This is a genomic window from Streptomyces sp. NPDC058683, from assembly GCF_042716195.1.
Taxonomy (GTDB): Bacteria; Actinomycetota; Actinomycetes; order Streptomycetales; family Streptomycetaceae; genus Streptomyces.
On record NZ_JBHXSK010000037.1, the window covers coordinates 16,122 to 27,748 of the forward strand.

At 73.0% G+C, this 11,627-nt stretch carries 11 protein-coding genes; 4 read left to right on the forward strand and 7 right to left on the reverse strand.

Translation table 11 applies throughout. The features are described from left to right. Together ACFWXC_RS34420 and ACFWXC_RS34425 are read right to left on the reverse strand one after the other, a co-directional pair. Window positions 1-1,212 (reverse strand): ROK family transcriptional regulator, encoded by a 1,212-nt coding sequence (locus tag ACFWXC_RS34420; protein ID WP_384484824.1) that lies wholly within the window; start codon window positions 1,210-1,212, stop codon window positions 1-3. Window positions 1,213-1,514: 302 nt separating this feature from the next. Then, window positions 1,515-2,348, reverse strand: coding sequence for a hypothetical protein (locus tag ACFWXC_RS34425; protein WP_384484826.1), 834 nt, complete (start codon window positions 2,346-2,348; stop codon window positions 1,515-1,517). Window positions 2,349-2,599: 251 nt separating this feature from the next. Here ACFWXC_RS34425 and ACFWXC_RS34430 point away from each other — a divergent pair, with 251 nt between their 5' ends. Then, window positions 2,600-3,244, forward strand: a complete 645-nt coding sequence (locus tag ACFWXC_RS34430; protein WP_384484828.1) for a hypothetical protein — start codon at window positions 2,600-2,602, stop codon at window positions 3,242-3,244. Between the two features lie 37 nt (window positions 3,245-3,281). On the opposite strand, the gene ACFWXC_RS34435 is transcribed toward ACFWXC_RS34430, so the two are convergent. After that, a complete protein-coding gene (locus tag ACFWXC_RS34435; RefSeq protein WP_384484830.1) occupies window positions 3,282-4,379 on the reverse strand; it encodes a mechanosensitive ion channel family protein in 1,098 nt (365 codons plus the stop codon). Window positions 4,380-4,728: 349 nt separating this feature from the next. Here ACFWXC_RS34435 and ACFWXC_RS34440 point away from each other — a divergent pair, with 349 nt between their 5' ends. Further along, window positions 4,729-5,265 carry an HNH endonuclease gene (locus tag ACFWXC_RS34440; RefSeq protein WP_355711725.1) on the forward strand — a complete coding sequence of 179 codons (537 nt, stop codon included), beginning with the start codon at window positions 4,729-4,731 and terminating at the stop codon, window positions 5,263-5,265. Window positions 5,266-5,353: 88 nt separating this feature from the next. Here the strand turns inward: ACFWXC_RS34440 and ACFWXC_RS34445 are convergent, their stop codons facing one another. Genes ACFWXC_RS34445 through ACFWXC_RS34455 form a run of 3 tightly spaced genes read right to left on the reverse strand, consistent with a single transcriptional unit; the run spans window position 5,354 to window position 7,952 of the window. Further along, window positions 5,354-6,727, reverse strand: a complete 1,374-nt coding sequence (locus ACFWXC_RS34445; RefSeq protein ID WP_384484833.1) for an FtsX-like permease family protein — start codon at window positions 6,725-6,727, stop codon at window positions 5,354-5,356. Further along, the gene (locus ACFWXC_RS34450) at window positions 6,724-7,422 is read right to left on the reverse strand and encodes an ABC transporter ATP-binding protein (RefSeq protein WP_384484835.1); all 699 of its coding nucleotides are present in this window, start codon (window positions 7,420-7,422) and stop codon (window positions 6,724-6,726) included. Before ACFWXC_RS34450 ends, ACFWXC_RS34445 begins: the two co-directional genes overlap by 4 nt. Continuing rightward, window positions 7,419-7,952, reverse strand: a complete 534-nt coding sequence (locus ACFWXC_RS34455) for a PadR family transcriptional regulator (protein WP_384484837.1) — start codon at window positions 7,950-7,952, stop codon at window positions 7,419-7,421. Before ACFWXC_RS34455 ends, ACFWXC_RS34450 begins: the two co-directional genes overlap by 4 nt. Before the next feature lie 252 nt (window positions 7,953-8,204). Between ACFWXC_RS34455 and ACFWXC_RS34460 the strand changes: the two genes are divergently transcribed. Both ACFWXC_RS34460 and malQ read left to right on the forward strand, forming a co-directional pair. Beyond that, window positions 8,205-8,414, forward strand: coding sequence for a hypothetical protein (locus ACFWXC_RS34460; RefSeq protein ID WP_384484839.1), 210 nt, complete (start codon window positions 8,205-8,207; stop codon window positions 8,412-8,414). Further along, a complete protein-coding gene (gene malQ, locus ACFWXC_RS34465; protein WP_384484841.1) occupies window positions 8,415-10,505 on the forward strand; it encodes a 4-alpha-glucanotransferase in 2,091 nt (696 codons plus the stop codon). Between the two features lie 100 nt (window positions 10,506-10,605). Here malQ and ACFWXC_RS34470 read toward each other — a convergent pair whose 3' ends face one another. Then, window positions 10,606-11,622: an aldo/keto reductase gene (locus ACFWXC_RS34470; protein ID WP_384484843.1), complete on the reverse strand. Its 1,017-nt coding sequence runs from the start codon at window positions 11,620-11,622 to the stop codon at window positions 10,606-10,608. Between the last annotated feature and the right edge of the window lie 5 nt (window positions 11,623-11,627).

An 11,627-nucleotide genomic window follows, 5' to 3' on the forward strand; every position in this document is an offset into this window, starting at 1 on the left:
TCAGCGCGAGGTGTCGAAGACCTCGTCGCGGGCGGTCGCGAGCGCGCTCTCCAGCGCGCCGCGCAGCACGGGGTGTTCCTGGACGTCGCCGACGACGAGCCGCGGCCGGGCGGCCGCCAGCTCCTCCAGCTCGGCCTGGACCAGGGCGCGCAGCACCTCGCCGCCGGAGGTCAGGACGGTGCCGCTGAGGACGACGAGTTCGGGGTCGAGGACGGAGACGAGGGAGGCGAGACCGGTGGCGAGGCGGGTCGCGTAGGTCCGCAGGAGTTCGTGGTGCGGCCCGCTGCCGTGATCGGCGGCGCGGGCGACGAGCGCGGCGGCGGCCTCGGAGTGCGACCCGGTCGGCAGGTCGCCGATACCGAGCTCGCCGGCCAGCCGGGGCAGCGACTGCGCACCGGCGAGTTCCTGGTAACCACCGCTGTTGGCCTTGGTGACCTGGCGGACCAGCGGGGTGCCCGGCACCGGCAGGAAGCCGACCTCGCCGGCGCCGCCGGTCCAGCCGCGGTGCAGCCGGCCGCCGAGGACCAGGGCGGCGCCGAGGCCCTCCTCGTTCCACAGCAGCACGAAGTCGCCGTGGCCGCGGGCCGCGCCGAGCCGCTGTTCGGCGATGGCGACGAGGTTGACGTCGTTCTCGTACTCGACCGGCATCGGCAGCGCGGCGGCGAGGTCGTCGAGCAGCGCGGGGGAGTGCCAGCCGGGCAGGTGCGAGGCGTAGCGCAGCCGGCCGGTGTTGGGGTCGAAGGCGCCGGGTGTGCCGATGACCAGCCGGCGGACGTCGTCCCGGGCCAGCCCGGCCGCCTTCACGGCACCGTCGAGGGCGTCGGTGACCTGCCGTACGACGGACTGGGCCGACCGCCGTCCCGGGGTGGGGAGTTCGTACTCGCCGACGGTACGGCCGGTGACGTCGGCGACGGCGGCCCGGATCCGGGCCGGGTTGACGTCGAGCCCGGCGGCGTAGGCGGCGGCCGGATTCACCGAGTACAGCTGGGCGTTGGGGCCCGGACGGCCCTCGCTCGTGCCGGTCGCCAGCACCAGCCCGGCCGCCTCCAGACGGGCCAGCAGCTGCGAGGCGGTCGGCTTGGAGAGGCCGGTGAGCTTGCCGATCCGGGTCCGCGACAGCGGGCCGTGCTCCAGCAGCAGGTCCAGTGCGGCGCGGTCGTTCATGGCGCGGAGCACGCGCGGGGTGCCCGGCGTACCGGCGGTTCCTGCCATGCGGTTCGACACCTGCCTTTCCAGCCGCTCAGTTTCCCAGTGACCCGGGTGATCGGTCCACCCGGGTGACCCGCCCGGATCACCGGCCCGGGGCACTCGCCCGGACGGCTCACGCGGCTCACCGGATCGCTCACCCGTTGATCACTGTTAGGAAAGTTTCCTGTTGGCTGGAAAACGTAGGGCGCCGGAAGGAGAGCGTCAATAGCCCGCCTGCGCGGCAACCCACTCGTTACCTGGGCTCGGACACACGAAGGGCCCGCCCGGAAGACCGGACGGGCCCTGTGGTGAAGCGACCGCAGGCGCTACTTGACCTTGATGTAGTCACCCGTGGCCGTCGCCGCCGCGGTGGTCGTCGTACCGGCGAAGACGTAGCGGAAGTAGCCGCTCTTCGACGCCTTCACCGTGGTGGCCAGGGCGCCGCCCGTACCGGAGGTGATGCCCTTGACGTTCGTGTACGTCTTGGTGCCCTCGGCACGGAACTGCAGGACGGCCTTCTGCCCCTGGTAGCCCTTGTACGCGGCCGCGTCCCAGTCCGCCCGGGTCAGCTTGCCCTTGACGGTGATCGTCTTGCCCTTGGCCACCGGCTCCGGGGAGGCGTCGGCGGTCAGCTTGGCCGCGCGCTGCAGCTGGGCCGTGCCGAGGTTGCCCCAGATCGCGGTGCCCGAGTTGGAGCTGAGGAAGTCGTCCGAGACGGTGCCGTCGACGTAGCTGTAGAAGCCGCCGGCCTTCCAGGTGGTGGCGTCCGCGGCCTCGAACAGGCTGTCCTCCGGGTCGATGACGATCTTCTCGGAGCAGCTCGCGGTGACGGTCGTGTCCGTCGTCGCCGCCGTCGTGCAGGTGGGCACGTCGTCGGGGCCGACGGCGTTGTCCAGCGCCTTCAGGGTGCCGCGGTAGAGGATCACGCCGGCGAACGACGAGTCGCCGTCCACGTTCACGTCCACGGGCCGGGTCAGGGTGTACGTCACCGGCACGCTCACCGACTTGGTGGTGCCGACCACGATCGCCTTGCCGTTGTTCACCGTGATGCCGGTGAACTTGAGGTCGGGCGTGCTCGGGGCCGCGGAGGCGGCGGGCGCCGCGACACCGGCCAGGGCCAGGGCGCCGGACAGGGCGGCGCCTATGGCGAGCTTTCTCATGTATCCCCACATTCGCAACGGGTCCCCGGGCGACTTCGCGCTCCAGAACAAGGACCCGTGATGCAGTGACCCTAGATCACCGCGTGACGTGCGGAGCATGCGGGGGACCTGTGAAGAACATCTGAATCCGGCCAGACCCCGCTCCGTGATCACGACTCCGTCACGATCTTCGTCGCCCCTGGTCAAGCAGGCCTTTCACACGGCTTCCTGCTCTTGGATCCCGACACCGGCCAGGAGAACGGCGGCTGAACATGACCCCTCGAAGACGGCCGTTCGTACGGCTGCTGCCGGCCGCCCTCGTCCTGGCGGCGGCGGGCTGTACGACGACCGCGACAACGGCGACGACGGCGGTGACGGATCCCGAGCCTCCGGCCAAGGCGTCCGCCACCGCCCCCTCCTGCCCGGGCGGGACCTTCCGGTGGACCGGTGTGACGCGGGAGGTCCGGCTCACCGAGGTCTCCCCGGTGGTGAAGGTGGACGACGGCTACCGGGGATGGCTCACCTTCCACACCCGGCTCGTACGGAACATCGTGCCCCGGGTCGACACCAGCGACGGGAGCGTCTCCGCGCACCGCGTCCTGGCCGCGCTCGCCAAGCATCTCAAGCTGTGGGAGGTCGGGGAGTTCGCGGCGCCCGGGGAGGACTCGGCCGACCGTGAGCACCATCCGGTCAAGATGGACCCCCTCGGGCACGGCGGGCGTCTCGTCTACGCCAGGAGCGTGACGGTCGTCGAGGGCGGTTTCACCGTCTCCTGCCCCGGTCGTGACGTCTACGGCAGCGTGACCACCTGGGTCAACGGCAACTCCGGGGCCTCCCTGGCCTGCGGCGTCGACCCCGGCGACGAGGCATGGGTCAAGGAGGCCTACCGGCTGGTCTGCGGCGGCGATACCGCCTAGCCGGCTCCATGCCGGCCGGGCGCCGGACGCGTGCCGGCTACTTGGCGGCCGGCCGCTGCGCGGCGATCGGCGTCGTCGCCGCCACCTGCGGGGAGTCCGCGTTGGCGAACACCGACGGTGCCGCCACGGCCGCCGTCGGGTCCGGGGCCTCGTCCTCCGAGGCCGCGACCGGCACACCGCCGACGATCCGGATGTCCGCCGCGTCGAAGGCCCGCTTGATCCGCCAGCGCAGCTCGCGCTCCACCGTCAGGGCCTTGCCGGGCATGGTCTTGGCGGAGAGACGGACCACCATCGAGTCGATGAGGACGGAGTCCAGGCCGAGGATCTGGATCGGGCCCCACAGCAGCTCGTTCCAGGGCTCCTCCTTGGCCATCTTCTCGGCGACCTCGTCCAGGGTGGCCCGCACCCGGTCCAGGTCCTCGCTGGGCCGGACGGTGACGTCGACACCGGCCGTGGCCCAGCCCTGCGAGAGATTGCCGATGCGCTTGATCTCGCCGTTGCGGACGTACCAGATCTCGCCGTTGTCGCCGCGCAGCTTGGTCACCCGCAGGCCGACCTCGACCACCTCGCCGGAGGCGACCCCCGCGTCGATCGAGTCGCCGACGCCGTACTGGTCCTCCAGGATCATGAACACGCCGGACAGGAAGTCCGTGACCAGGTTGCGGGCGCCGAAACCGATCGCCACACCGGCCACACCGGCCGACGCCAGCAGCGGCGCCAGGTTGATCTGGAAGGCGGACAGCACCGTCAGCGCGGCCGTGCCCAGGATCACGAAGCTCGCCACCGACCGCAGCACGGACCCGATCGCCTGGGAGCGCTGCCGCCGCCGCTCGGCGTTGACCAGCAGCCCGCCGAGGGTGGTGCCCTCCGCCGACTCGGCGGTCCGGTTCATGCGGTCGATGAGCTTGGTTATCGCCCGCAGCACGACCCTTCTGAGGACCACCGCGATCACCAGGATCAGCAGCACCTTCAGACCTATCGCCAGCCATGTCGACCAGTTCTGCTCGACCCAGCTCGCGGCGTTCGTGGCGCTCTCCTGGGCGTCCTGGAGCGTGGGCACCGCCGGGGTGGCCGACCCCGAGGGGGTCGGCGACGGCGATGGACCGGCGGCCATGAGGACGGCGGGCAAGGACACGGCGGGTACCTCCAGGCGGTGCGGTACTGCCCTCCGGCACGGCGTTCAAGGTCACGTACGGCGTTCAAGGTCACGAAAAGGTCACCGGACGGGCAGGATCACCACACTAACGGGGCATTGCGTGTGCGCCCGACCGATACGAGAAGGAGAGACCGTGCTCACTCCGCGGGCCTCCCGGTTGAACAGGCTCGCTTGAAAAGGGGATTGTCCGGGGGATGAATGCCGTGTGGTCGAAAACACTCCCAGGCCGTTACGCGGACATGGTGGCGCGTCCACCAGGCAAGAGGGGAGACTGACCACAGATCGTCCCGGCGCGAGCCACGCGCCGCCGACGCCCAAGGAGGCCCCCGTGCCGCATGTCCTGGTCCTCAACGCGTCGTACGAGCCGCTCGGCGTCGTACCGCTCCGCCGCGCGCTCATCCTCGTCCTGGAGAACAAGGCAGTCGCCTTGGAGGAATCCGGCGCCTTTATGCACAGCGCAACCGTCACAGTCCCCGCACCCAGCGTGGTCCGGCTCAAGCGATTCGTCCGGGTTCCCTACCGAGGGCCCGTTCCGCTCACCCGAAGGGCGCTCTTCGCGCGCGACGGGGGCCGGTGCATGTACTGCGGTGGCGTCGCAACCAGCGTCGACCACGTCATCCCGCGCAGTCGCGGGGGTCAGCACGTCTGGGACAACGTGGTCGCGTCGTGCCGTCGCTGCAACCACGTCAAGGCCGACCGCCATCTCTTCGAGATCGGCTGGCGGCTGCGGCACAAACCAGCCCCACCCACCGGCCTGGCCTGGCGCATCATCGGGACCGGCCATAGGGACCCGCGCTGGCTGCCCTACTTGCAGCCGTACGGCGCGGACGACGCCCTGGCCCGGATCGACGGCATCTCCGCCTGACGATCCGGGCCTTCGCACACCCGGGCGCCCGTGTGCTCCGCCCTCCGGGAGTCCCCCGTACCCCCGGAGGCCGGACACCCGTCCGGCGTCATGCGTAGCGCAGCTCCGCCGGATGCACCGAGCGGTGCAACAGCGGGAGTGCCGTGGCCGCTGCCAGCAGACAGGCGCCGTAGACCGCGAGCGGAACCAGCAGGGCCGTGTACGGCACCGCCGGCGAGGTGTACGTCGTGGCGGTGGAGGCGTACCAGACGCCGATCGCCATGCCGCCCGCGCCCGCCACCAGGATCGCCGGGGCCAGCGGCAGCGCGGTCTCCAGGAGCAGCGCCCGGCCCAGCACACCCCGCGGCACTCCGGCGGCGGCCTGCGCGGCCAGGCCCCGGCGCCGGGTGGCCAGCGACTCGGCGGTGCCGACGGCGAGACCGGACAGGACGATCGCCAGGGCGACGAGGATCGCGGCAGCCGTGAGGTCCAGACCCGTCGTGTAGTACGTGATGCCCCTGCCGAGGTTGTCCGCCCCGTCCATGGCGTGCAGAACAGCGAGCAGCACCTCCCGCACCCCCATGAATCCCGTGCCCACGACGGTCACCAGCAGCACGGCCGCGTGCGTCCGGGCCGCGGCCCACGGGTCGTCGCGCAGCCGTTCCGCCGCGATCAGCACCGCGGGACTCTCGGTGCGGGCCGCCAGCGCCGAGCCCATCCGCCGGGACGACCAGCCCGCCAGCCACACCGCCGAGGCTCCGACCAGCAGACACACCGCGAAGATCGTGAGCGGGCCGAGGGCGAACTCGACGAGCGGGAACGAGAAGGGATCGCCGGCGAACGCGGTCAGCGCGACCAGCACCGCCAGCACGGCCAGCAGCCCGGTCGCCACCTGGAACGCCCGCCCCGGAGCCCTGGCCGGCCGCACCCGCCGGATCCAGCCCAGCGGCGAGGCCACCACCCGGCGCAGCGCCAGGGCGCTCACGGCCGCGCCCAGCACCGGCACCAGCACGGCCACCACGGTGATGTCGACCCAGGCCAGGGGGTCGGGACGCTGCCACAGGCGCAGCAGGGTCAGCACGGAGAACACGGTGGCCACGGCCGAACCGGCCAGGCAGGCCAGCCCCGACTCCAGCGCCGCGATCCGCCGCACCTGCACGGGCGTGGCCCCCGCCAGCCGCAGCGCGGCCAGCCGCCGGTCGCGGTGCACCGCGCCGACCCGCGCGCACTGCGCGAGGAACCCCAGCACCGGGATGAAGAGCAGCATCAGCGCGGTGATCACTCCATTGCGGGTTCCGGGCTGGTCGAGCAGCCCGGAACCGACCGACACGCTGTACTGGGAGTCCATCGGGACGAGGACCGCGATCACCAGCCCGATGCCGGTCGCCAGCGCCGCCCCGATCGCCGTCAGCAGGACCCGCCACCACTCCCGCCGGTCCGACCCCCGCGTGAGCAGCAGCGCCAGCCGCAGATCGGCCCTCACGCCGTCACCCCCACCGGCGCCACGGTCCCGTCGCTCAGCCGCACCTCGCGGTCCGCGTACGCCGCGACCTGGGCGTCGTGAGTGATCACCAGCACGGCCGTGCCCGACTCGCGGGCCGTGTGCACCAGCGACGTCATCACCTGCTCGCTCGCCAGCGAGTCCAGCGCCCCCGTCGGCTCGTCCGCGAGGACCACCCTCGGGCCGGTCACCAGCGCTCGTGCCAGGGCGCTCCGCTGCGCCTGGCCGCCGCTCATCTCGCCCGGCCGCAGCTCTTCCTGTCCGCGCACCCCGAACCGCTCCAGCCACTCGCCGGCCCGCGCCCGGGCTTCGGTGCGGGCCGCTCCGGCCAGCATCAGCGGCAGCGCCACGTTGTCGAGGGCGGTCAGTTCCGGGATCAGCTGCCCGAACTGGAAGACCACGCCGAAGTCGGAGCGCCGCAGCTCGCTCAGCCGCTGCTCCGGCAGCTGGTCGAGCCGCAGCCCGTCGTAGGCCACCGAGCCCGCGTCCGGTCGCACGATCCCGGCCAGACAGTGCAGCAGCGTGGACTTGCCGCTGCCGCTGGCCCCCGTCACGGCGAGGATCTCGCCGGCGCGCAACTCGACACAGGCGCCGCGCAGTGCCTCCGTCCTGCCGTGCGCCTTGACGAGGTCCCGGCCCGCCAGAAGCGGCACCGAGGAGTCCCCCTGGTTGCTCATGCTGCGTCGACCTCCGCGGTCAGAGTGGTCAGCCGGGCCGCCGTGGTGTTCATCCAGCGGAGGTCGGCATCGAGGTGGTTGAGGGCGTAGTCCGCCGAGAGCACGGTCGCCAGGTCGGCGCCCCGGGCCGTCTTCACGGCCGTGAGCTCCCGCATCCGCTCCATGTGCGCGGCGCGCTGGGCGCCCAGGTAGGCGGCCGGATCACCACCGGCCAGGATCGAGACGACGACCTTGGAGAAGATCTCGTTCGCCACGAAGGGCGCGGGCGGCGCGATCTCCCCGGCCCAGCGGGCCAGTTCACGTGCCCCGTCCTGCGTCGACCGGTACAGCGTCCGCTCCGGCCCCCCGTCGGCGTCGGTCCCTTCGAGCTCGGCGAGACCGTCACGGACCAGGCGTTGCAGGGTCGTGTACACCTGCCCGTAGGCCAGTGGACGGGCCTGCGGAAAGCGTTCGTCGTGGCGCCGTTTGAGGTCGTAGCCATGACTCGGTCCTGCCTTCAGCAGCCCCAGAAGGATGTGCCGGGTGCTCATGGAGACCAGTATGCACTGGATACATGTACTGAGTGAATAGTGATCCTGGGAATCCGTCCATCCGTCCATCCGTCCATCCGTCCATCCGTCCATCCGTCGATCCGTCGGCCGAGGCGGATTCATGTCCCGGGTACGGGACACCGTGTACGCGGGCCGGAACCCCGCCGTCACGCGTGCCCTCGCGACGATGGGGTAGGGCTCCTCTCACCCGGCAATCGCCGGCGTACCCGACGTCATGACGAGGAGGCCACCGTGGCCGCAACGGTTCACCATCCGATCCCGGCCCAGTTCAAACCCCCGGTGGAGACCGAGGAGGAGTCCCGTCTGTGCGTGTTCAGCGCCGAGCCCGTCTGCGCGGAGGCGCCGCTGACCAGTGAGCCGCCGCTGCCCGACGCCGAGCCCCTCACCAGCGAACCGCCGCTCGCCGACCTGGCCCCGCTGACCAGTGAGCCGGGGTTGTAGATGAGCGAAGCCCTGGACCGGGGGCTGTGCCGGCTGGCCGAGCTGCACGGCGTCGCCACCTCCTACAGCCCGTCCCCGGACCGTACGGTCGCGGCCTCCGCCGGCGCCGTGATGGCCGCGCTGGCCGCCCTGGGCGTCGACGCGAGCGGCCCGGAGGCCGTCCGCACCGCCCTCGCCGACCGGGAGCGGGACCTCGCCGAACGGCTGCTGCCGCCGACGGTCGTCCACTGGGCCGGCTCCGGCGACCCCGCCCTCGACCTGCCCGCCGGCACCCGGCTGGAGGTACGGACGGAGGACGGGGAGACCCGGGACGACGTACGGGGCCTGCCGACGGGCGTCCACCTGCTGACCGCCGCCGCGCCCGACGGCCGTACCGACCGCGCCCACCTGATCGTCGCCCCCGACCGGCTGCCCACCCCCGCCGGCCGCTCGTACGGACTCCTCGTCCAGCTGTACTCGCTCCTCTCCCACCGCTCCTGGGGCATGGGCGACCTCGGTGACCTCGCCGCACTGGCCGACTGGGCCGGACGCACCGCCGGGGCCGGATTCGTCCAGGTCAACCCGTTGCACGCGGCGGTGCCCGGACCTCCGACCGACCCCTCCCCGTACCGCCCCTCCTCCCGCCGCTTCCCCGACCCGGTGCATCTGCGGCTGGAGTCCGTCCCCGAGTACGTCCCGGACCCCGCGCTCGCGGAACGCGCCGGGCGGCTGCGCGCCGCCGTCCTCGACCAGGGCGCCCACATCGACCGGGACGCGGTCTGGGAGCTGAAGCGGGAGGCACTGGAGGCGCTGGCCGCCGTCCCGCTCGCCTCCGCCCGGCAGGCCGCCTACGACGCCTTCCGCGCCGAACAGGGACCGGCCCTGGAGGACCACGCCACCTGGTACGCGCTCGCCGAGCGGCACGGCTCCGACTGGCACCGGTGGCCCGAGGCCCTGCGCGATCCCCGCTCACCGGAGACCGCCCGCGCCCGCGCCGAGCTGGCCGACCGGGTCGCCTTCCACTCGCGGCTCGCCTGGCTCACCGACACCCAGCTCACCGCCGCCCAGCACACCGCCCGCGAGGCCGGGATGCCGGTCGGGATCGTGCACGACCTCGCCGTCGGCGTGCACCCCCAGGGCGCGGACGCCTGGGCACAGCGTGCGTTCTTCGCCGCCGGGATGTCCGTCGGCGCCCCGCCCGACGCCTTCAACGCCCGCGGCCAGGACTGGGGCCTGCCGCCCTGGCGCCCCGACCGCCTCGCCGCCTCCGGCCACGCCCCCTACCGCCAGCTGCTGCGCGCCCTCTTCCGCTACGCCGGCGCCCTGCGCATCGACCATGTGATGGGCCTGTTCCGGCTGTGGTGGGTGCCGGAGGGCCGGCCGCCCACGGAGGGCACGTACGTCCGCTACGACGCCGAGGCCATGCTCGCCCTGCTGGCCCTGGAGGCGACCCGGGCGGGAGCGGTGGTGATCGGGGAGGACCTGGGGACCGTGGAGCCGGGGGTGCGCGAGACGCTCCAGCGGCACGGGGTCCTCGGTACGTCGGTGCTCTGGTTCGAACGGGACTGGGACGGCGACGGCCGCCCGCTCGCCCCGGAGAGCTGGCGCGCCGACTGCCTCGCCACCGCCACCACCCACGACCTGCCGTCCACCGCCGCCCGCCTCACCGGCGAGCACGTCGAACTCCGCGACCGGCTGGGCCTGCTGACCCGCCCGGTGGCCGAGGAGCGGGCGGACGCGGCGGCCGACGCGGCGGAGTGGCTGGCCCTGCTGACCGGGCTGGGCCTCCTGGCCGTGTCCGACGCCGGTGACGAGGAGGCCGAGATCCAGGCCGTCCACCGCTTCCTGCTCCGCACCCCGGCCCGCATGATCGGCGTCTGGCTGCCCGACACGGTCGGCGACCGCCGCCCCCAGAACCTCCCCGGCACCTGGGACCAGTACCCGAACTGGCGCCTCCCGATCGCCGACGCGACGGGCCGCCCGGTGACCCTGGAGGAGCTGAGGGAATCAGGGAGGGTCCGGGCACTCCTGGAGGTCCTGCGGTCGGACGACCCGCCCGACCAGGAGGAGGACGGCCGCGCGGTCCCTCTGCCCAGCCCGTCCGGGGCATGAGACCGGGGGAGACCGGCCGGGACCGGTGGCCGCCCGGTGCCGCCGTCCGGCGGAGCGCGGGGCCGGCTTGTGCCCGCGGGCGCAGGGAGGCGAGCGGGCCTCAGCGGCGACGCAGGCGTTTGTCGGTGATCGGCGGGGTGGGGTCGATGTAGAAGTCGCCGGGATGCACGTCGACGCCGGGCGGGACGATCTCGTCGATGCGGTCGAGGACGTCGTCGCCGAGTTCCACGTCGGCCGCGGCGAGGAGGTCGGTGAGCTGTTCGGGGCGGCGCGGGCCGATGAGTACCGCGGTGACCGCCGGATGGGCCCGGACGAAGGCGGTGGCCAGATGCGGCAGCGGCAGTCCGGCCTCGGCGGCCAGAGCGGTCAGTTCGCGCACGGCGTCGGCCTTGGCCCGTACGCCCGGCTGGGTCAGATCGAACATCTTCGCCCCCGCGCCGGCGCTGCGGTGCCCGGCCGTGGGATCCGCGCGGCCCGAGAGCCAGCCGGAGTTGAGCGGGCCGAAGGTCAGCACGCCCATGCCGTAGCGCTGGGCGGTGGGCAGCACCCGGCTCTCCACACCGCGGGTGAGGATCGAGTACGGCGGCTGCTCGGTGCGGAAACGGTGGTGGCCGCGGCGCTCGGCCGTCCACTGGGCCTCGACGATCTCCTCGGGGGAGAAGAACGAGCCGCCGACGGCACGGACCTTCCCGGCCCGGACCAGGTCCGACAGGACGCCGAGGGTCTCGTCGACGTCGGTGCGCGGGTCCGGGCGGTGCATCTGGTAGAGGTCGATGTGGTCGGTGTCCAGGCGGCGCAGGCTGTCCTCCACCGCGCGGCGGATCCAGCGGGCCGAGCCGCCGCCCCGGTTGGGGTCCGCGCCCATCGGCAGCCCGAATTTGGTGGCCAGGACGACGTCGTCGCGCCGGCCCTTCAACGCCTTGCCCACGATCGTCTCCGACTCGCCGCCGGAGTACACGTCGGCGGTGTCGACGAGGTTGATCCCGGCGTCCAGTGCCGTGTGGATCATGCGGACCGACTCGTCGTGGTCGGTGTTGCCCATCGCGCCGAACATCATCGCGCCGAGTGCGTATGCGCTCACCGACATGCCGGTGCCGCCGAGAATCCTGCGCTTCATCAGGG

Bases quoted from the DNA above. Each gene is read 5' to 3' on its own strand.
- ACFWXC_RS34420 (WP_384484824.1), bottom strand. From the start codon at position 1,212: ATGGCAGGAACCGCCGGTACGCCGGGCACCCCGCGCGTGCTCCGCGCC.
- ACFWXC_RS34425 (WP_384484826.1), bottom strand. From the start codon at position 2,348: ATGAGAAAGCTCGCCATAGGCGCCGCCCTGTCCGGCGCCCTGGCCCTG.
- ACFWXC_RS34430 (WP_384484828.1), top strand. From the start codon at position 2,600: ATGACCCCTCGAAGACGGCCGTTCGTACGGCTGCTGCCGGCCGCCCTC.
- ACFWXC_RS34450 (WP_384484835.1), bottom strand. From the start codon at position 7,422: ATGAGCAACCAGGGGGACTCCTCGGTGCCGCTTCTGGCGGGCCGGGAC.
- ACFWXC_RS34455 (WP_384484837.1), bottom strand. From the start codon at position 7,952: ATGAGCACCCGGCACATCCTTCTGGGGCTGCTGAAGGCAGGACCGAGT.
- malQ (WP_384484841.1), top strand. From the start codon at position 8,415: ATGAGCGAAGCCCTGGACCGGGGGCTGTGCCGGCTGGCCGAGCTGCAC.
- ACFWXC_RS34470 (WP_384484843.1), bottom strand. From the start codon at position 11,622: ATGAAGCGCAGGATTCTCGGCGGCACCGGCATGTCGGTGAGCGCATAC.